This window comes from Dyella sp. 2YAF14 (assembly GCF_052114725.1).
In the GTDB taxonomy this organism is placed as follows: domain Bacteria; phylum Pseudomonadota; class Gammaproteobacteria; order Xanthomonadales; family Rhodanobacteraceae; genus Dyella.
On the sequence record NZ_JBFRFH010000005.1, the window covers coordinates 119897 to 139705 of the forward strand.

The following is a 19809-nucleotide window of genomic DNA, read 5'->3' on the forward strand; positions in this document are numbered from 1 at the left end:
GGCAATCGATGACATCCGATGTTCGCCACGCGGGCAGATCTAACCCGGCATGCCCCACAAGGCCCGATCGAGATTGGCATCCAGGCCAAAGCTTGCCAACGGCACACGGCCATTCTTCACTTCCACGCCCTCCGCTTTCAGGCGCTTGCTCTGCTCGCGAAAGGCCCGACTGCCCGGGGGAAACGCGATATGACCGCTGGAGCGCAGCACGCGAAACCAGGGAAGCTCCATGCCGTCCGGAACTTCGCCGAGCGCCCTGCCGACCAGACGTGCGCCCCGGCAGTCCCGCTCGCGCTGCGATGGCGCCGTAGCTGGCGACGCGGCCGGCAGGAATAGCTGCGATGGCAGCAAAGATGCGGGCGTGCGCGTCGGATTTGGGCTTGTCCATGATCTTCAACAGGCTCTTTACACCGGGTCGTGGCACAGTAGCGAGCCTGGATCGGCCTGCCAAGGAGATCGCACCATGCGCCATTTCGAAGCCGTGCGTTCCCACATCGGCAGCTTGCACGCGCTGCGCCACAACGACCCTTATCTGATCAGTTTTGATCTGACTTTGCCGCACGACCGGCATCAGGGCATCTATCTCGCCGAACTCGAAGACGAGTCCGGCCGCCGCTATCTGCGCATCTCCACGCCGGTGGGCCCGCTCGCCGGCGCTGACCCGCGCCGATGCCTGCGTTTCAACTGGGAGCAACGCAAAGGCTTCCTGGCTGTCGCCGACCTGGATGGTTCGCCCTATCTGCACCTGTGCGAAAACCGGCCGTATGAATTGCTGGATGCGGTGGAATTGAGGCGTCTGATTGAGGAGCTGGGGGAGCTGGGTGATCAGTTGGAGAGGATCGTTGCGGCTGGGGGCGATGACCTCTGATTGAGGGCGGTTCTGCCCCCCCCCCCACAGGAACGGAGGCAGACGCCGCGCACCGCGTTTCTATGCAGGCGGCCGCATCGCGACTGTGGGAGCGCACCCTGTGCGCGACAAACCTACGGAGCGGTACATCCCGGCGCTGCGGTCGCGCACAAGTGCGCTCCTACAAGGGATCGCGCAGGCCGGTACCGATCGGCTCTTTGTGGGAGCGCACCCTGTGCGCGACAAACCTACGGAGCGGTACATCCCGGCGCTGCGGTCGCGCACAAGTGCGCTCCTGCAAGGGATCGCGCAGGCCGGTACCGATCGGCTCTTTGTGGGAGCGCACCCTGTGCGCGACAAACCTACGGAGCGGTACACCGTGGCGTGGCTGTCGCGCACAGGGTGCGCTCCCACAGACAAGCGCCAGGCGTGGCACCAAGTGCGCTATGTGTGACCCAAAGCCGATGCGCAGCGAGGCCCCGCTTTAAGTCCTCAGCGATTCGGGCGCGTTGCGCAGCGCTTTGCAGTACCCGCTGTGTACCCTCGGAGGTTGTCCCACAACGACGCACCTCAAGCGATCGGGCTTATCCCAACACGATGCTGCGGGCGTTATCAGGCCATTTTCTTTGGGTTACTTTCGACGCGAAGCTAGTCCCGTGGGATCTTTTGGGCCAGCAAAGAAAAGTGACTCGAGCGGCGGCAGCCGTTCGAAACGCCCGCCGCGTCCCACAGGGACTAGCTTTGCGTCGTAGGCGGCACGCTGGCGGTGACGCGGCAACCAGAAACCGAGGCTCTGGCTCCCTGCCTGCGCCGGGACGACGGCAAAGAAGAAACGTTCCCGCGAGCACCCGCCCCTCACCCCGGCCCTCTCCCCGGAGGGGAGAGGGAGAAGTGTGGCGCACCGCTTGCTCGCTTGCACACTTGATCAATCAGCAAGCCACAACAACCAAACCCCACTCAAAACGTCGCCGCCAACCTCACAAACCCATACGCCAACAACGCCGTAATCGGCAACGTAAGAATCCACGCCCACACCATCCGCTCCACCACCGACCAACGGATCGCATTCCAGCGCTTGGCCGCACCCACACCCATGATCGACGCCGACACGTTATGCGTGGTCGACACCGGAATGCCGAAGGCCGACGCGGTGAGAATCACCGCCGCCGAGCTGCCCTCGGCCGCGAAGCCGTTGATGGGATGCAGCTTCACCATCTTGTGACCCAGCGTCTTGATGATGCGCCAGCCACCACCTGCGGTACCGCCAGCCATCGTCAGTGCGCAAACCACGGCGACCCACGCGGGCACATTGAAGCCACCATCAGCCGAACCATGAATGCGCAGGAAGCTAAGCCACTCGGGCAGGCCGTCAAACTGACCGGCGGTGGTTGCGCCCGCCAGGGCGAGCGCAATGATGCCCATGCTCTTCTGCGCATCGTTCATGCCGTGCGCCAGACCCATCGCGCTGGCCGAGACGATCTGCGCCTTGCCGAAAAACGCATTCACGAATGGCGTGCGACCAAATCGCCGCAGGAAGCCGGTGCGACTGGAGAACCAGCTGAGCAAGGCATACAACCCGCCCATCAACAGAAAGCCGATGATGAAACCCAGCAAGGGTGAAATCACCATCGGCAGGATGACCTTGGGCACCACGCCCTTGCCATCCCACCAGTGCGCGCCGCCCTGCGACCAGATCACCGAAGCGAAGTTGTTGCCGGACGCCGCGATCGCCGCGCCGACCAGCGCACCAACGAGTGCGTGACTGGAACTGGAAGGCAGACCCCACCACCAGGTGATGAGGTTCCACACCGTGGCGGCCAGCAAGGCGCAGATGAGCAATTGTGGCCCCGCATCGATGACATGCGTATCGATCAGGCCCGACGCGATGGTCTTGGCCACCGCCGTGCCCCACAGTGCACCGATCAGGTTGGTGATCGCGGCCATCATCACGGCCTGGCCGGGCGTCAGCACCTTGGTCGCCACCACCGTGGCGATGGAGTTGGCGGTGTCGTGGAAGCCGTTGATATAGGTGAAAGCCAGCGCGATCAGCACCACGGCAATAGCCAGACCGATGCTCATGCGCGCACCCCGCGCACAACGCCGTAAGCCCGGAACACAACCGGGCGGCTTACTTGAAAGGGATTCATCAGGTCGCGCCTCAGGAATTCTTCAGCACGATCGAGTACACGGTATTGCCCACGTCGCGGCACTTGTCGATGGCTTTTTCGAGCAGCTCGAACAAGTCCTTCGCCAGCATCGCGCGCATCGCATCGCCGCCTTCCACGTACAGCGTGCGGTACGGCGAGAGCAACATGCGATCGCCTTCCGACTCCAGCGTCTGCAAGCGATCCTGCAGCTTCTTCACCGGATCGATGCGCAGGCCGCGGCGCAGCTCGCCGATCATTTCCGACACCACGCCGGTGGCGCGTTCCAGGATCAGCGCGCGAGCGGCGAAATCCACATCGCTCACTCGATCGGCGACGATCTCGTAGCGCTCGGCAAACTTCTCGATGGTCTTGGGAATCTTGTAGAGCGCCGAGTTGAGCGCTTCGATGTCCTCGCGATCCAGCGCGGTGACGAAGGTGTTCACCAGTTCCTCGCTGATCTGCCCCGCCAGCGCCTTCTCGCGCTGGCGCGCGGCGGCGAAGGCAGCCATCACCGGGGCGTGGTCCCGGCGCGTGACCAGCTCGTGCAGGGCCTTGGCGCTTTCGCGAGCAGCCTCGGCGCTCTGTTCGAGCAGGCCATAGAACTTGTCGCCTTTGCCGAAAATCGTTTGCAATGAAAACATGCGGTTATTGCCTGGGTGCGAGGGGGGCGGAAAATGACGGATATGTTACAGGAGCCCCGAGCCGCACCGCATCAAACCCTGCCGGCCCCTCCGGGCCTCTTAGGACTTACACTGCGTCTCATGTCCAAACGCGACCTCCCCACCGGCCGGCGACCCGCATGCTGACCGAAATCGCCCTCGTCATCGTGCTTTCCCTGTTCAACGGCTTTTTCGCGTTGTCGGAAATGGCCCTGGTGGCCTCGCGCAAGAGCCGCCTCAAGCACATGGCCCGCGACAGCCGCCGTGCCCGCATGGCCCTGCGCAATGCCGAAGCACCCGAGCGCTTCCTTTCCACCGTCCAGGTGGGCATGACCATGGTGATCCTGATTACCGGCGCCCTGGCCGGCGATGCGCTGGGCGACCACATTGCCAACGCCATCCATGGCGGACGCGCAGCCTGGATCGAGCCCTATGCCAGGATCATCGGCCTGGTGCTGGGCTTTGTGCTGATTTCCTTCATCAATATCGTCATTGGCGAGCTGGTGCCCAAGCGCCTCGCGCTGTCCGCGCCCGAGCTGATCTCCGGCTATGTGTCGATGCCGATGATGGTGTTGTCGCGCATCACCGCGCCCTTCGTGTGGCTGCTCAATCTTTCCAGCAGCTTCCTGTTGCGCCTGCTGCGCGTTAAGGGACGCGGCAGCGACGTGGCCACGGAAGAGGAAATCCGCCTGCTGGTGGCGGAAAGCGCCGAGCACGGCGTGCTTGATCGCGACGAACACAACATGGTCAATCGCGTGCTGCGCCTGGGCGATCGCACGGTGGACAGCGTGATGACGCCGCGCACGCGCATCGTGTGGCTGGATGCAGCGGCCAATTACCAGGAGAGCGCTGAGATCCTGCGCACCACGCCTTACTCGCGCTACCCGGTATACCGCGGCGACGAAAGCGACATTCTCGGCGTGGTCGAAGTAAAGCGCCTGCTGCGCAGCTATGCCGAAGGCAAGCCCGACATCTTCGGCCAGCTCTCCAAGCCGCTCTACGTGCCCGCTACCGCACGAGCGCTGGACTTGCTGGAAGAATTCCGCGATGCGGAAACGCAACTGGCGCTCGTCGTCGACGAATACGGCGACATCGAAGGTCTGGTGACACTCAATGACCTGCTAGCCGCCATTGTGGGCGCCACCCAGCTGGGCAGCAGCGACACCAAGGAAAGCCCGCTGATCACGCCTCGCGAGGATGGCAGCTGGCTGATCGACGGCTCGCTGTCCACCGACGACCTGCGTGAACTGCTGGGGGTCGATGCGTTGCCCGGCGAGGAAGAGCATGAATACCGCACGGCGGCAGGCATGGTGATGGCCGTGCTCGGCCACATCCCGCAGACCGGCGAAACCTTCGAGTGGCGCGGCTTCCGGGTGGAAGTGGTGGATCTGGACGGTGCGCGCATCGACAAGCTGCTGGTAGCGCGGTTGCCGAAGATTGATGTGGAAGAAGACGGGTTCTAAGGCCTGAGAGCGTTTCTGTGGGAGCGCACCCTGTGCGCGACGGCCTCGGTTTCGATCCATGCCTCGCCGTCGCGCACAGGGTGCGCTCCCACAATGGAACCAAGCGTCGCGCAGCGATCTACTCAGCCCTTCGACGCCTTGATCTTGTCCGTAGCAATCTGCGCCATCCGCTGTGCATCGGCAAAAATGCCATGCATTACGCGCAACTCGCGCTCATCAGGCTGCGCCCGCTGAAACAGCTTGCGCAGGCGCAACATGATGGTGGTGGGCGCGCGTCCCTTGTGGAAATCGATATCGTCGAGCATCTGCGACAGGTGCTCGAAGAAGCGCTCCATCTGCGCCGCATCGGCCGGTGGTTCGGCGTCCGCGCGAACCGGTACATTCACCTCGCCCAGCGATGCCACGCGCAACTCGTACGCCATCACCTGCACGGCCTGCGAGAGATTCAAGGAGCTGAAATCGTCCACGCTGGGGATGCGCACCATCGCGTGGCAGCGCGCCAGTTCTTCGTTCTCCAGGCCGGTGCGCTCATTGCCGAACACCAGGGCCACCTGCTCGCCGCGGGCAGCCGCGGCCAGGGCACGGCTGGCGGCTTCGCGCGGGGTGAGTTCCTCCAGGTCCACGCCACGGCGGCGGGCCGAGAGGCCCAGGGCCAGGCTGGTGCCGGCCAGGGCATCGACCAGACCTTCGCTCACGGTGGCGTTTTCCAGCACCTCGTCGGCGCCGGCGGCCAGGGCCGAAGCCTCCCGGTCCGGGAAGCGGTGCGGGGCCACCAGGGCCATCCGGTCGAAGCCCATGGTGCGGATGGCGCGGGCTGCGCTGCCGATATTGCCGGGGTGCGAGGTGCGCACCAGCACGTAGCGGATGCGGGCGGCGAGGTCGGATTCAGCGCTCATCGGGGCAGGAAAACTCGGGTAAACGGGCGCAAAGCTTGGAAACCTCCGGGCTTCCTGTCAAACGCGACGCGCCCGGTCGGCCTCCCGGGACTGCCTCGCGGCCATGTCTCTGATAGACTTCGCGGCCAAAACCCCGTTCTTTTGAAAGCCGAAGCCATGCCAAGACCCGCCATTAATGTCGCGGTGCGCGCCGCGCGCGCCGCAGGAAACATCATCCTGCGCTATATGAACCGCATCGACGGACTCAATATCGTCGAGAAGCAGCGCATGGACTTCGCCTCGGAAGTCGATCGCCTGGCCGAAGCCGAGATCGTGAAGGAACTCAAGCGCGCCTACCCCACCCACGCCTTCCTCGCCGAGGAAAGCGGCGCGATCGGCAAGGGCCCGCTGGTGTGGGTGATCGATCCGCTGGACGGCACGCACAACTACCTGCGCGGCATTCCGCACTTCTCCGTTTCCATCGCCCTGCTCGACAAGGGTGAGCCGGTGTATGCGGTGGTGTTCGATCCGCTGCGCGACGAACTGTTCACTGCCAGCAAGGGCGATGGCGCCTACGTCAACGACCGCCGCATGCGCGTGGCCAAGCGCGAGAATCTGGCCGGCGCGATGATCGGCACCGGCTTCCCCTATCGCCAGCGTTCGCACCTGGACTCCCAGCTGGACATGACCCGCGCCCTGCTCGGCCAGGCCGAGGACATCCGTCGCTCCGGCTCGGCCGCGCTGGACCTGGCCTACGTGGCTGCCGGTCGCTTCGACGGCTTCTTCGAGATCGGCCTCAAGCCGTGGGACATGGCCGCCGGCGCCCTGCTGGTGCGAGAGGCCGGTGGTCGCTACTGCGATTTCGCCGGTCGCGACGGCATCCCGGAAAGCGGCAACATCATTGCAGGCAACCTCAATGTGGCGCAGGCGATGGTGGATGCGATCAGCGCGAATGCGACGCCGCGTTTGTTGATGGCGTGAGGCTGCGTTATTGGTCATAAGAAAAAGGCGCCTTCGGGCGCCTTTTTTGTAGCCAGAGCCACCTAACCCCTGTGGGAGCGCACCCTGTGCGCGACCGTCCCGCTGCGTTCTACCTCAGTCGCGCACAGGGTGYGCTCCCACAAGGTGACGGGAAAAATCAGGCGCCCGGCTCAGACTCACGCAGAAAAACCCGCAAAAACGGCACCGTGATGCGCCGCTTCGCCGCCAGCGAAGCCCGGTCGATCTGGTCAAGCAGATCAAGCAGCGCGCCCAGATCCCGCGCGTAGCGATTGAACAGCCAATCCAGCACCGTGTCGTCCAGCTCGATCCCCCGCGTCGCCGCCTGCTCACGCAACACGTTGCGCCGTTCCGCATCGTCCAGCGGCTTCAGCAAAGCCTGTTGGCAGGCACCAAGACGCGAGCGCAGATCCGGCAGCACCAGTCCCAGCTGCACGGGCAACACCTCGGCCGCGAACAAGAACGCGGCGCCTTCGGCCTTGGCCTGGTTGTACAAGTCGAACAAGGCGTGCTCCGCCTCGCGGTCGCCCGCGATGGCGCCCAGATCGTCCAGCGCCAGGAATTCGCTCCCGGCCACGCCACGGATCGCCGCAGCGCGGTTGCCGATACTGGCCAAGGGCAGGTATTGCACCGTGCGACCACCCTGGATGGCAGCCTGGCATGCGGCCATCAGCAGATGGCTCTTGCCGCTGCCAGTGGGCCCCGCCAGGTAGAGCCATGGCGTGTGCGCCGCGTGGGCCAGCTGCTCAACGGCAGCGAGCGTCCCGGCGTTGCTGCCGGGATGAAAATGTTCGAAACGCTGGCGGCGAGGCCAACGCAGGGCAAGCGGCAACTGCGGAATCATGGGGGCGGTACTGCGTCCTTCGGGCTGCCTCGGTCGTCGACCACGGTGCGGGTTTCCACTTCGCCCTGCGGCGTCTCGACGACCACATCCACTTCGGTGAGCACGGGATCGCCCGCGCCCTCCTCCGTGTATAAATCGCTTTGTCGGTAGCGCTCGGTCAGGTAGCGCAGCAGCACCAGGATCACCGACGCCGCCGGCAAGGCCAACAGCACGCCGAGGAAGCCGAACAGGTAACCGCCGGCCAGCACGGCAAAAATCACCGCCACCGGATGCAGGCCGATCTTGTCGCCCACCAGCTGGGGCACCAGCACATAGCCTTCCAGCAACTGGCCGACGGTGAAGATGCCTACCACGATCAGCACATGCGTCCAGTCGCCGTATTGCACCATCGCGGCGATCAGCGCGGAGCCGAAGCCCACGATGAAGCCAAGATAGGGCACGAAACTGAGCAAGCCGGCGATCATACCGATCAGCGGGCCCACCGACAGCCCCATCAGCGTGAGCGCCACGCCGTAGAAGATGCCCAGCGCGAGCATCACCAGCAGCTGGCCGCGCACGAAGGCGCCGAGCACGCTGTCCGCTTCACGCGCGAGGTGGGCAACAGTCGGCTCGATCGAGCGCGGCAGGATGCGGTCGATCCACGCCACCATGCGGTCCCAGTCGCGCAGCAGGTAGAACGCCACCACCGGGATCAGCACCAGGTTGGTGAGCCACAAAATCACGCCCACGCTGGAGCGGGAAATCTTGCCCAGCACCACCGAAGCCGCATTGCCGATCGAGCCCAGGTGATCCTTGATCTGCTGGATCAGGCGATCGGTGTCGAACGCCCTGGGATCGAGGTGCAGCTTGGCCTGCACCCAGGGCAGCGCCGTATCGCGGGCCCACTCCACATAGCGGGGCATGTTGTCCACCAGATTGTCGATCTGGCGGGAAATCAGCGGGACCAGCAGGATCAGCGCGCCAACGGTGACCAGCAGCAGCACGATGAAGACGATGCTTACCGCCAGCGTGCGTCCCATGCCCAGCCGCTGCAGACGATCGGCCAGCGGATCGCCAAGGTAAGCCAGCATCGCCGCCACCACGAACGGCATCATCACCGGCGCCAGCAGCCAGAACAGGTAAAGGATGACCGCGGTGATCGCGAGCATTTGCCAGCGGCGGGAGCTGTCAGGCGTCATCGACATGGCTCATCCCATGAGAAAGGCGGTAAGAAACGCGCGCCGGATCCAGGCTGGCGCACGCATGACGCGGCTTTCGCCGCGGCGCAATCAGTGGACCCAGCGCAGGCTGGCATCCGCATCGCCATGCGAATCGCCGCGCAGGACGCGGCCGCCGGCGGCGAGGCTATTGGTCAGGGCATCCATCGGCAGGCTGGATTTCACCAGGAACAACATGCCATCGCCCTGCGCGCTGAGCGTGGTCACCTGGCGCACATTGGGATCGGCGCGCAGAACGGCCACGAGGTTGGCGTAATCCATGGCCGAATTGATCTGCGATACCCACAGCTTGCCGTCGACCGTCACCGAGCCGATCACATTGAGCTGCTTGCCGAGACGGTCGGCCAGCCCGTTGCCTGCATCGGTGAGTACGGCGGCGACGTTGGCGCCCTGCGTGCTCCACTTCTGCTGGGCACCGCCCGACAGCAGCACCCAGTCCGCGGCGTTGCCATGGACCTGGCCCAGCAGCATCAGGCCGGTCTTGTACTGCCGCGCCATGGCAGCGACCTGGTCGGGCTCGGCACTGGTCAGATTCGGTGTGTCGCCGGTCTTGGCCGGATCGGCCAGCACGGTGCTATAGCCCTTGGCGGCAACGGTCTGGGTCAGCGTGGACAGCGCATCGCGGGTGAGCACGCTGCCGTCCTCATCACGCACCACCAGTAGCACCGGAGGACGGGAACCGCCGCCGGACACGCCCATCTGGGACACGGCGCGCTGTACGGCGGCCTGGTCAAAGGTGACCTGCAGGGCCATACCGGTGGTGGCCCGCTGGTACTGATACTGCTGGACGATGCCCGAGGCGCCCTTGAGCACATCGGCGTAGCCCGGCTTGGCGCTCAGGTCCTGGCCGCCGGAGGTCCGCGCCAGCACCTGGGCCAGGGCGTCGCCGAAGGCATTGTTGCGGGCAGCCTCGCTGGTATCGGCCACGGACACGGTCACGGTGTACGGCGACACCTGCCCCTGCGCATGCACGGACAGCAGCGGGGCGAGGCCCAGCATGAAACAGACGAGCAGCAGGCGGGACAGGCGCATGGGGACCGAAATCCGGTGGGGGACGCCGGAAGTCTGCCCAATCCGCCCCCTAGCGTCCATCGAAGATGTCCCGGTTCAGCGTCATCACTCAGGAAACGATCCCCCTACGCTGCTACAATTTGTCGTTTCTCCCCGCCGGGTTGCCCCCATGTCCGACGCACTCACCTACCGCGCCGCTGGCGTCGATATCGACGCAGGCAATGCCGTGGTCGAACGCATCAAGCCGCTGGTCAAGCGCACCTCCCGTCCCGAAGTGATGGGCGGCCTGGGCGGTTTCGGCGGTCTTTTTGACCTGTCGGGCAAGTACAAGGAGCCGGTGCTGGTCTCCGGCACGGACGGCGTGGGCACCAAGTTGAAGCTGGCCCAGCAGCTGGGTCGCCACGACACGATCGGCATCGACCTGGTCGGCATGTGCGTGAACGACGTGCTGGTGCAGGGCGCCGAGCCGCTGTTCTTCCTCGACTACTTCGCCACCGGCAAGCTGGACGTGGACACCACCGTGGCCGTGGTCGGCGGCATCGCCAAGGGCTGCGAGCTGGCTGGTTGCGCGCTGATCGGCGGCGAAACGGCGGAAATGCCCGATATGTACCCGCCGGGTGAATACGACCTGGGCGGTTTCACCGTCGGCGCCGTGGAAAAGTCGCAGCTGCTCAGCGGCAACGCCATCGTGGCCGGCGACGTGATCCTGGGCGTGGCCTCCTCCGGTCCGCATTCCAATGGCTATTCGCTGATCCGCAAGATCCTCGAGCGCGCCGGCAATCCGCTGGATCTGGATCTGGGCGGCGTCACCCTGGCCGACGCACTGATGGCGCCGACCACCATCTATGTGAAGCCGATGCTGGATCTGCTGAAGAACCAGCCGGTGCACGGCATGGCCCACATCACCGGTGGCGGCCTGAAGGAAAACATCATCCGCGTGGTGCCTGACAACCTCGGCATCCACATCGATGCGGCCGCCATCGTGCTGCCGCCGGTGTTCGAGTGGCTGATGCGCGAAGGCAACGTGGCGCGCGAGGAAATGTGGCGCACCTTCAACTGCGGCGTGGGCTTCACCGTCATCCTGCCGCGCGATGCCGTCGACGCTGCGAGCGCCCTGCTGGCCAAGCATGGCCTGGCCAGCTCGGTGATCGGCCAGATCGTGCCCGCGCAGGGCGACGAGCGCGTGCACATCGGTTGAGTTCGTGACTGCTCCGCGCCTTCGCGTCGCCGTGCTCGCATCCGGGCGCGGCAGCAACCTGCAAGCCCTGATCGTCGCCCGCGATGCGGGCGTGCTGCCGGTCGACTTCGTGGTGGTCGGCAGCGACAAGCCCAACGCGGGCGCGCTGCAGCTGGCCAAGGATGCGTGCATCCCCACCTTCACGCTGAACCCGAAGGATTTCGCCAACCGGCGGGATTTCGACTTCGAACTGTTTCGACGACTCGACGCCAGCGGCGCGCAGGTGCTGGTGCTCGCCGGCTTCATGCGCATCATCGACGGCGAGGCACTCGCGCCGTGGGTTGGTCGCATGATCAACGTCCACCCGTCGCTGCTGCCCAAGTATCGCGGCCTGCACACGCACCGCCGCGCGCTCGAAGCGGGCGACGCGGAGCACGGCGCCAGCGTGCACTACGTGACCGCCGAACTCGATGGCGGCCCGGTGATCGCGCAAGCGCGCATCCAGATCCAGCCCGGCGACGACGAAGGCCAGCTCGCCCATCGCCTGCTCACCTTCGAACACCAGCTGCTGCCAGCGGTGCTCAAACTGATGGCCGAGCAACGCCTGGACCTGATCGCGCCCAACCGCGTGGCGCTGGACGGCAAGCTGCTGGATGCGCCGCTGCAACTGCGCCACGGCGCATTGGTTGACTGAGGGTTTTCCAGTCCTCTACAAGTCGTTCAGGAACGGCCCGTAGACTGAGGTCCCCATGACCTCATCCCATTCCCTCCGCACGTTCGCTGCCGGCCTCGCGCTGGCCTTTTCCACATCGGTTGCATTTGCCGCGGCACCCGCACCTACCCCGTTCACGGCGACCTATCAGGTATCGCAAGGTGGCCAGGTGATCGGCGAGGCCGTGGTCTCGCTCAAGCCCGCAGCCAATGGCCAGTGGGTGTACAGCAACCAGATCAAGGGAACCGGCGGCATCGCGGCGGCACTTGGCGCCAACTCGAATGAAACCACCACGTTCCGCTGGAACAACGGTGCGCCGGAAACCGTCAGCTACGACTACAAGATGGACGCCGGCTTCAAGAACAAGCAGCGCCACACCGACGTGAACTGGACCAGCGGCCAGGTGACGGTAGACGACGGCAAGGGACCGATGACGTATCCGAGCGCACCGGGCATGGTGGATCGCAACACCACCTCATACGCGATCGGCCTCGCCCTGCGTGGCGGCAAGCAGTCCGTGTCGCTGCCGGTTGCGGTGAAGCGCAATGTGGAAACGCAGGAATTCAAGGTCGCCGGCAAGGAAGCTGTGAAGGTGCCTGCCGGCAGTTTCCAGGCCGAACGCGTGGTGCGCAGCAGCGACCAGAACAGCTTCAGCGCGTGGTACGCACCGCAGAAATATCCGGTACCGGTGAAGCTCTCGCAGAGCGACGGCGGCAATCTGGAATTGCAGTTGGTCAGTTACAAGAGCAATTGATCGGTTATCGCCGCACTGAAAGAAAAAGGCCGCATCAGCGGCCTTTTTCATAGCGCATGTCAAACCTGACTCAGGAAGGCAGTCGACGAATCTTCGCACCAAGCACGCCGAGCTTTTCCTCGATGTTCTCGTAGCCGCGATCGATGTGGTACACGCGATCCACCGTGGTGTCTCCTTCGGCCACCAGGCCGGCGAGCACCAGGCAAGCGGACGCACGCAGGTCGGTCGCCATGATGGGCGCACCGCTCATCTTTTCCACGCCCTTGATGATCGCCGTATTGCCTTCCAGGCGGATATCCGCGCCCAGGCGCTGCAGTTCCAGCGCGTGCATGAAGCGGTTTTCGAACACGGTCTCGGTGATCACGCCCACGCCTTCGGCCACGCAGTTGAGCGCGGTGAACTGCGCCTGCATATCGGTGGGGAACGCCGGGTACGGCGCGGTGGTGATGTTCACCGCCTTGGGGCGACGGCCGCGCATGTCGAGCTCGATCCAGTCGGCGCCGGTGGAGATGTGCGCGCCGGCTTCTTCCAGCTTGGACAACACGGCATCGAGCGTATCGGCGCGGGCGTTGCGCGCACGCACCTTGCCGCCGGTCATTGCCGCGCCGACCAGGAAGGTGCCGGTTTCGATGCGGTCGGGCAGCACTTCGTACTCGGCGCCGTGCAGGCGCTCCACGCCGTGGATGACCAGGGTGGAGGTGCCGGCGCCTTCGATCTGCGCGCCCATGGCGATCAGGCAATGCGCCAGGTCGACCACTTCCGGTTCCTGCGCGGCGTTCTCGATCACAGTGGTGCCCTGCGCGAGCGCGGCGGCCATCATGATGTTCTCGGTGCCGGTCACGGTGACCATGTCCATCGAGATGCGCGCGCCCTTCAGGCGCTTGGCCTTGGCCTTGATGTAGCCGTTCTCCACGACCACTTCGGCGCCCAGCGCCTGCAATCCGCGGATGTGCTGGTCCACCGGACGCGAGCCGATCGCGCAACCGCCGGGCAGCGATACTTCCGCCTCGCCGAAGCGGGCCACCAGCGGGCCCAGCACCAGGATCGAGGCGCGCATGGTGCGCACCAGGTCATACGGGGCGAAGTGGCGGTCGGTGGTGCGCGGGTCGATGTGCATCTTCATGCGGTCGTCCAGCACCAGCTGCGTGCCCATCTGGCCAAGCAGCTCGATGAAGGTCGTCACATCGTGCAGATGCGGCACGTTGCTGATCGCCACCGGCTCGTCGGCCAGCAGGCAGGAAGCGAGAATCGGGAGTACGGCGTTCTTGGCGCCCGAAATACCCACCTCACCGTGGAGCGGCTCGCCGCCACTGATCAGGATCTTGGCCATGGAAAGTCCTTGCGAATGAATGGCTCGGAAGTGCAGCGCCGCCTTAATGGCGCGCAGCGACTTCCGCGGGGGTCAGCGTCTTGAGGGCCAGCGCGTGGATCGCACCGCCCATGAGATCGCCAAGCGTGGCGTAAACCAGGCGGTGCCGCGCCAGCGGGAGCTTGCCGGCGAACTGTTCCGCCACCACTTGGGCTTCAAAGTGCACGCCGTCGTCGCCACTGACGGAAGCCTGAGCACCGGGCAGGCCTTGTTCGATCATTGCCTGGATGGTGGCAGCGTCCATGGTTTTTCCACTTGCAGAGTTGGGGTCAGCGCCGCCGATCCGGTCAGGAACCGAACCCAATGGCAGCGACTATGACGTTAAAATGCGAATATGCCATGTTAATGGAAAACCTCTGTCGCAGAAACGACACGTGACGTCAGCGCCCTCTCAATTAGGCCGTTGATCACCCACAACCTATTGATACACCCGAGTTTCCCGTCTACAGACGCCCATTCAGGGTTATGACGGGAAACCGCAAGACTTTTGAGGACGCATGAACGCCTACGTCGCCCCAGCCAACCCGCTTGCGATCAACGCCGACGCCATCGTGCAGAGCGCGCGCACCGTGATCGCCACCGAGGCGGCGACCATCCGCGCCCTGGAGCCGCGCATCGGCCCCGAATTCGTGGAAGCCTGCCGCCTGATCATGAGCTGCGCCGGCCGCGTGGTCGTCACCGGCATGGGCAAGTCGGGCCACGTCGCCCGCAAGATCGCCGCCACGCTGGCGTCCACCGGCACGCCCGCTTTCTTCGTCCACCCGGGTGAAGCCAGCCATGGCGACCTGGGCATGATCCTGCCGCAGGACATCGTGCTGGCCCTGTCCAACTCGGGCGAAACCGACGAAGTGCTGTTCATCCTGCCGGTGATCAAGCGCCAGGGCATCCCCCTGATCGCGATCACGGGCAACGCTAATTCGTCGTTGGCGGACCAGGCCAATGTGCACCTGGACGCCAGCATCGCCGCCGAAGCCTGCCCGCTCGGGCTGGCGCCCACGGCCAGCACTACCGCTGCCCTGGTCATGGGCGATGCCCTGGCCATCGCGCTGCTCGAGGCCCGCGGCTTCACCTCCGAAGACTTCGCCCGCTCCCATCCTGCAGGCAGCCTGGGCCGTCGCCTGCTGCTGCACATCAGCGATGTGATGCACACCGGCGAAGGCATTCCGGCGGTGCCGCCGAACGCTTCGCTGACCCAGGCGCTGATGGAAATGACCCGCAAGCAGCTGGGCATGACCGCCGTGGTCGACGCCGATCACCACCTGCTCGGCGTGTTTACCGACGGCGACCTTCGCCGTGCGCTGGACGATGACGACCTGGACCTGCGCGGCGCCACCGTGGCCGAGCTGATGACCCGCGGCCCCAAGACCATCGGTGCGGACAAGCTGGCCATCGAGGCCGCCCAGCTGATGGAAAAGCACCAGATTCACGCGCTGCTGGTGGTCAACGACAAGCAGCAGGTGGTGGGAGCGCTTAACATTCACGATCTGCTCCGCGCCCGTGTGGTCTGATCGAAAGGCTCGGCTGCTATCTATTCCTGCGTGCACCGTCTGCGCTGACCGGCGTTTGACGGTATCGCCCTTTCCTCTTGCCGACGGCTCCCATGTATCTGGCTGACCTTCCCGCCGATGTTCTCGCCCGCGCCGCCAAGATCCGCCTCGTCGTGTTCGACGTGGACGGGACCCTGACGGATGGCCGCCTGTGGTACGCCGAAGATGGCCGCGAGACCAAGGTTTTCCACGTGCATGACGGCCTGGGCCTGAAACTGCTGATGGGCCAGGGTGTGCACGTGGCCATCATTTCCGCCCGCATCAGCCATCCGGTGGCGTTGCGCGCGGAGGAACTGGACATCGCCCACGTCTACCAGGGCCAGGGCGACAAGCGCGCCTGCCTGGAGCAGTTGCTGGAAGCGCTGAACCTGGCGCCGGAACAGGCCGCCTTCGTTGGCGACGACCTGCCCGACCTGCCCGCCATGCGCATCGCGGGCCTGGCTGTCGCGGTGGCGAACGCCCATCCCTGGGTGGCTGAGCAGTCGCACTGGCGCACCCGCCTGGGCGGTGGCCAGGGCGCGGCCCGCGAGGTCTGCGACCTGATCCTGCATGCCCAGGGCAAGACCGATGCCGAGCGGGAGCGCTGGCAGTGAGCTTGCGATCTTATCTGCGCGACCGGGGTCTCCCGGTGGCGATCGTGCTGATCGGCCTGGCCACCGGTGCGGCGCAGTTGCTCTACTGGGCGCTGGCGCCCGCGCCGAAGGTCAGCGACTTCGTGGGCCCGCCCCGTTCGGGCTATACGCTGACCAATTTCCAGCTGTGGTCGTACGACGTGGATGGCTTGCCGAGCTTCGAGATGGTCGCCCCGCACCTGGAGCGCCGCGAGAACGACGAGTCGCTGTACATCAACACGCCGGACTTCACGCTGCCCTCCAATGAGGCCGGCGTGCCGCCCTGGCTGGGCAAGTCGCTGTACGCCTGGGTCGACAAGAGCGGCACCCTGCTCAAGCTGCAGGGCCCGGTCTACATGCACCGGGCGGCCTTTGCCCAGACCGATGCGGCCGAGATGCACACCTCCGAGGTCACTGCCTGGCCAAAAGAAAACCGAATGGTGACGGATGCCCCAGCGCATATGAAGCAAGGCGCACGTACACTTAACGGGGTGGGCATGCGTGCCAACCTCAACACCAATCATCTGGAGCTGTTCGATGAAGTCACCGGCTCGTTTCCGCCGCGACCCAAGAAGTCTCAAGCTGCACCTCGCCCTGCTGGGCCTGGGACTGCTCATCCTGCAGCCGGCGCTGGCCAAGCAGGATGACCGCAATCAGCCGATGAACTTCTCGTCCAAGTCCATGGACGGGTTCAACGCGCCCAATACGGTCACCACGCTCACCGGCAATGTCGTGGCCACGCAGGGCACGATGAAGCTGACCGGCGCCCTGGCCAAGCTCTACCTCGATGCCGACACCCAGGTGGCGCGTGCGGTCGTGACCGGCAACCTGGCCCATATCGAGCAGCTCGACGACGCCGGCAACCTGATGCAGGGCGATGCCTTGCAGCTGGACTACGACAACATCAACGGCATTGCGGTGCTTACGGGTAACGCCGTGGTGCGCCAGCAGGGTCGCGGTGAGTTTCATGGCGACAAGCTGGTCTACAACACGCAGACCTCGCTGATCACCGGCGAAGCCGCCGGCGACGGCCTGGTGCACGGCGTGATCCTGCCCAAGCAGAAGCCCGCAGGGGCTCCGGTGCCTGCCGCTACGCCGCCGAAGCCGGGCACGCCGCCAGCGCCGCCGCAACCGGCCACGAAACCGGCCGAGGGCCACTGATGCTGTCTGCTGAAGGTCTGCAAAAAAGTTTCAAGGCGCGGCAGGTCGTGCGCGACTTTGCCTTTTCCATCCGCGAAGGCGAGGTGGTGGGTCTGCTCGGCCCCAACGGCGCCGGCAAAACGACGTGTTTCTACATGGTGGTCGGCCTGATCGAAGCCGACGCCGGCACCATCAAGCTGGACAAGCAGGACATCACCGGCCTGCCGATGCACCAGCGCGCCAAGCTCGGCATCGGTTATCTGCCGCAGGAAGCCTCGGTGTTCCGTCGTCTTACCGTGGCCGACAACATCATGGCGGTGCTGGAACTGCGTGAAGGCTGGGACGAGAAGCGTCGCACCAACGAGCTGGAAAGCCTGCTGGACGAGCTCAAGATCGCGCATATCGCCGACCAGAAGGGCATCAGCCTGTCCGGTGGCGAACGTCGCCGCGTCGAAATTGCACGCGCACTGGCCGCGCATCCGCGTTACATGCTGCTGGACGAACCGTTCGCGGGCGTCGACCCCATTTCGGTGGGCGAAATCCAGCGCATCGTGCGCCATCTGAAGGAACGCGGCATCGGCGTGCTCATCACCGACCACAATGTGCGCGAGACGCTGGGCATCTGCGATCGCGCGTACATCCTCAACGACGGTGAAGTGCTTTCGCGTGGAACGCCAGCACATATCCTCGCCGACGAAAAGGTCCGCGAGGTGTACCTGGGTCGCGAATTCCGCCTGTAACGGCTGCGGAACAGCCGACCGTCAGGGCTAAATCTGGGGTAGTACGCGATTTCGCCTTCGACCTATGGCCGACCCAGGAGGCAAGAGTTAGGATGACCTTCACGTTCATCCTGACCGGCTGGCATGAAACCCGGACTGCAGTTTCGCCTCAATCAGCAGCTCACGCTGACACCACAGTTGCAACAGGCCATTCGCCTCCTGCAGCTGTCGCAGCTTGAGCTCGAGGCTGAGCTGCGTCAGATCGCCGAAAGCAATCCCCTGCTCGAGTTCGCCGACGACAACCCCGACAATCTCGAGGGTGACGAACGCGAGTCCGAGCCGCCGATGGATGCGATACCGGTCAGCTCGTCCAGCTCCAGTAGCAGCAGCGATACCGTCGACGACGCCGAAGCACCCGAATGGGGTGATGTGGAGCGCGACGGCGGCAGCGACGATCCGGTCGACTTCTCGCTCAGTGGCGCCTCTTCGCGCAACAACAACGCGGACGAAGACGGTTTCGAGCCGCAGAGCGCCGCGCAGGAAACGCTGCAGGAACATCTGCTGTGGCAGCTCAACCTCACGCATATGAGCGCGCGCGATCGCACCATCGCCACGGTGTTGATCGACGCACTCAATCCGGATGGTTATCTCACCGAAAGCATGGAGTCGCTGATCGCGGCCCTGGCCACCGACGTCAGGGCGACCGAAGCGGAAGTGGAGTACGTGCGGCACATGCTGCAGCGCTTCGATCCCACCGGCGTGGCAAGCATCGACTTGCGCGACTGCCTGCGCGTGCAGCTTGAGCAGTTTGATGCGGACACACCGCAGCGCGAACTGGCCTTGCGCATCGTCGACGCCGAACTGGAATTGCTCGCGCGCAACGACATCGCACGGCTTGCGCGCAAACTGCGCGTGAGCGAAGACGATACCGCCGCTGCAGCCGTGTTGATCCGCAGCCTCGATCCACGGCCGGGCGCGGCACTCGATATCACGCCGGTCGAATATGTCGCCCCCGATGTCTATGCACGCAAAGACGTGGGTCGCTGGCGGGTCAGTCTCAATCCCGATTGCCAGCCGCGACTCGGACTCAACCAGCACTATTGCGGCCTGATCGCCCAGGCCCGCGGCACCGACGCCAGCTGGATGCGCGGACAGCTGCAGGAGGCGCGCTGGCTCATCAAGAGCCTGGAATCGCGCGCTGAGACGCTGCTGAAGGTGGCCGAAGCCATCGTGCGCCGGCAGAGCGCCTTCCTCGATTACGGCCCCGAAGCCATGCACCCCCTGGTGCTGCGCGAAGTGGCCGAGGAAGTGGGCATGCACGAATCGACCATTTCACGTGTAACTACCCGCAAATACATCCATACGCCGCGGGGCACGTTCGAACTCAAGCATTTCTTCTCCAGCGGCGTGTCCACCGAAGACGGTGGCAGTGCGTCGGCCACCGCCATCCAGGCCATGCTGCGCAAGCTGGTCGATGCCGAGGACCCGCGCAAGCCGCTGTCCGACCAGGCCATCGCGGAGGAGTTGCATCGCAAGGGCATTCAGGTTGCCCGACGCACCGTCGCCAAATACCGCGAAGCCATGCGTATTCCCAGCTCCAGCGAGCGCCAGCGCGCTGGCTGAACGAGTTTGCCCGCGTCTGCGGCAAACCGCCCCGGGAACTTGGCGGCAAAAAAGGCGTCCCCATACTCATAGGTAAGTCGATACGACGGGAAATC

General features: G+C 64.9%; 20 protein-coding genes and 1 pseudogene. 12 read left to right on the forward strand and 9 right to left on the reverse strand.

Going from position 1 to position 19809, the window contains the following annotated elements; translation table 11 throughout:
* Positions 1-39: 39 nt before the first annotated feature.
* Positions 40-388, reverse strand: a pseudogene (locus AB4Y82_RS10440) (MGMT family protein).
* Positions 389-463: 75 nt separating this feature from the next.
* On the opposite strand from AB4Y82_RS10440, the gene AB4Y82_RS10445 reads away from it, so the two are divergent.
* Positions 464-868: a hypothetical protein gene (locus AB4Y82_RS10445; RefSeq protein WP_046973138.1), complete on the forward strand. Its 405-nt coding sequence runs from the start codon at positions 464-466 to the stop codon at positions 866-868.
* Between the two features lie 936 nt (positions 869-1804).
* Here AB4Y82_RS10445 and AB4Y82_RS10450 read toward each other — a convergent pair.
* Positions 1805-2926 carry an anion permease gene (locus tag AB4Y82_RS10450; RefSeq protein WP_441603025.1) on the reverse strand — a complete coding sequence of 374 codons (1122 nt, stop codon included), beginning with the start codon at positions 2924-2926 and terminating at the stop codon, positions 1805-1807.
* A 79-nt stretch (positions 2927-3005) separates the two neighbouring features.
* A complete protein-coding gene (locus AB4Y82_RS10455; RefSeq protein ID WP_441603026.1) occupies positions 3006-3635 on the reverse strand; it encodes a DUF47 domain-containing protein in 630 nt (209 codons plus the stop codon).
* A gap of 158 nt (positions 3636-3793) precedes the next feature.
* Here AB4Y82_RS10455 and AB4Y82_RS10460 point away from each other — a divergent pair, with 158 nt between their 5' ends.
* A complete protein-coding gene (locus AB4Y82_RS10460; protein WP_441603027.1) occupies positions 3794-5116 on the forward strand; it encodes a hemolysin family protein in 1323 nt (440 codons plus the stop codon).
* Between the two features lie 122 nt (positions 5117-5238).
* Here the strand turns inward: AB4Y82_RS10460 and AB4Y82_RS10465 are convergent, their stop codons facing one another.
* Positions 5239-6012 (reverse strand): RNA methyltransferase, encoded by a 774-nt coding sequence (locus tag AB4Y82_RS10465; protein ID WP_441603028.1) that lies wholly within the window; start codon positions 6010-6012, stop codon positions 5239-5241.
* A 156-nt stretch (positions 6013-6168) separates the two neighbouring features.
* On the opposite strand from AB4Y82_RS10465, the gene AB4Y82_RS10470 reads away from it, so the two are divergent.
* Complete coding sequence (locus AB4Y82_RS10470) at positions 6169-6972, forward strand: inositol monophosphatase family protein (protein ID WP_441603029.1); 804 nt, start codon at positions 6169-6171, stop codon at positions 6970-6972.
* A gap of 157 nt (positions 6973-7129) precedes the next feature.
* Here the strand turns inward: AB4Y82_RS10470 and hda are convergent, their stop codons facing one another.
* From hda to AB4Y82_RS10485, 3 genes are all read right to left on the reverse strand, one after another.
* A complete protein-coding gene (gene hda, locus AB4Y82_RS10475) occupies positions 7130-7834 on the reverse strand; it encodes a DnaA regulatory inactivator Hda (protein WP_441603030.1) in 705 nt (234 codons plus the stop codon).
* Entirely contained in the window at positions 7831-9018 is a 1188-nt protein-coding gene (locus tag AB4Y82_RS10480; RefSeq protein ID WP_441611266.1) for an AI-2E family transporter, read from the reverse strand. The genes hda and AB4Y82_RS10480 overlap by 4 nt, the downstream gene beginning before the upstream one ends.
* A gap of 84 nt (positions 9019-9102) precedes the next feature.
* Positions 9103-10083 (reverse strand): DUF2066 domain-containing protein, encoded by a 981-nt coding sequence (locus AB4Y82_RS10485; RefSeq protein ID WP_441603032.1) that lies wholly within the window; start codon positions 10081-10083, stop codon positions 9103-9105.
* A gap of 148 nt (positions 10084-10231) precedes the next feature.
* Between AB4Y82_RS10485 and purM the strand changes: the two genes are divergently transcribed.
* From purM to AB4Y82_RS10500, 3 genes are read left to right on the forward strand one after another with little or no spacing between them, the layout of a single operon-like run.
* A complete protein-coding gene (purM, locus tag AB4Y82_RS10490; protein ID WP_441603033.1) occupies positions 10232-11260 on the forward strand; it encodes a phosphoribosylformylglycinamidine cyclo-ligase in 1029 nt (342 codons plus the stop codon).
* 4 nt (positions 11261-11264) lie between these two features.
* Positions 11265-11933 carry a phosphoribosylglycinamide formyltransferase gene (gene purN, locus AB4Y82_RS10495; protein WP_441603034.1) on the forward strand — a complete coding sequence of 223 codons (669 nt, stop codon included), beginning with the start codon at positions 11265-11267 and terminating at the stop codon, positions 11931-11933.
* A 55-nt stretch (positions 11934-11988) separates the two neighbouring features.
* Positions 11989-12705 (forward strand): DUF3108 domain-containing protein, encoded by a 717-nt coding sequence (locus tag AB4Y82_RS10500; protein WP_441603035.1) that lies wholly within the window; start codon positions 11989-11991, stop codon positions 12703-12705.
* Between the two features lie 70 nt (positions 12706-12775).
* Here AB4Y82_RS10500 and murA read toward each other — a convergent pair whose 3' ends face one another.
* Both murA and AB4Y82_RS10510 read right to left on the reverse strand, forming a co-directional pair.
* Positions 12776-14035: a UDP-N-acetylglucosamine 1-carboxyvinyltransferase gene (gene murA, locus AB4Y82_RS10505; protein WP_121882351.1), complete on the reverse strand. Its 1260-nt coding sequence runs from the start codon at positions 14033-14035 to the stop codon at positions 12776-12778.
* Between the two features lie 43 nt (positions 14036-14078).
* Positions 14079-14318 (reverse strand): BolA family protein, encoded by a 240-nt coding sequence (locus tag AB4Y82_RS10510; protein WP_441603036.1) that lies wholly within the window; start codon positions 14316-14318, stop codon positions 14079-14081.
* Between the two features lie 253 nt (positions 14319-14571).
* On the opposite strand from AB4Y82_RS10510, the gene AB4Y82_RS10515 reads away from it, so the two are divergent.
* The 6 genes from AB4Y82_RS10515 (at position 14572) to AB4Y82_RS10540 (ending at position 19714) form a co-directional block, all read left to right on the forward strand.
* Positions 14572-15582: a KpsF/GutQ family sugar-phosphate isomerase gene (locus AB4Y82_RS10515; protein ID WP_441603037.1), complete on the forward strand. Its 1011-nt coding sequence runs from the start codon at positions 14572-14574 to the stop codon at positions 15580-15582.
* A gap of 92 nt (positions 15583-15674) precedes the next feature.
* The gene (locus AB4Y82_RS10520) at positions 15675-16214 is read left to right on the forward strand and encodes a KdsC family phosphatase (RefSeq protein ID WP_441603038.1); all 540 of its coding nucleotides are present in this window, start codon (positions 15675-15677) and stop codon (positions 16212-16214) included.
* On the forward strand, positions 16211-16879 hold the full coding sequence (lptC, locus tag AB4Y82_RS10525) for an LPS export ABC transporter periplasmic protein LptC (RefSeq protein WP_441603039.1): 669 nt from the start codon (positions 16211-16213) through the stop codon (positions 16877-16879). Before AB4Y82_RS10520 ends, lptC begins: the two co-directional genes overlap by 4 nt.
* Positions 16770-17393, forward strand: coding sequence for a lipopolysaccharide transport periplasmic protein LptA (gene lptA / locus AB4Y82_RS10530; protein ID WP_441603040.1), 624 nt, complete (start codon positions 16770-16772; stop codon positions 17391-17393). The genes lptC and lptA overlap by 110 nt, the downstream gene beginning before the upstream one ends.
* On the forward strand, positions 17393-18112 hold the full coding sequence (lptB, locus tag AB4Y82_RS10535; RefSeq protein ID WP_046973274.1) for an LPS export ABC transporter ATP-binding protein: 720 nt from the start codon (positions 17393-17395) through the stop codon (positions 18110-18112). The genes lptA and lptB overlap by 1 nt, the downstream gene beginning before the upstream one ends.
* 123 nt (positions 18113-18235) lie before the next feature.
* Positions 18236-19714 carry an RNA polymerase factor sigma-54 gene (locus AB4Y82_RS10540; RefSeq protein WP_441603041.1) on the forward strand — a complete coding sequence of 493 codons (1479 nt, stop codon included), beginning with the start codon at positions 18236-18238 and terminating at the stop codon, positions 19712-19714.
* Positions 19715-19809 lie beyond the last annotated feature (95 nt).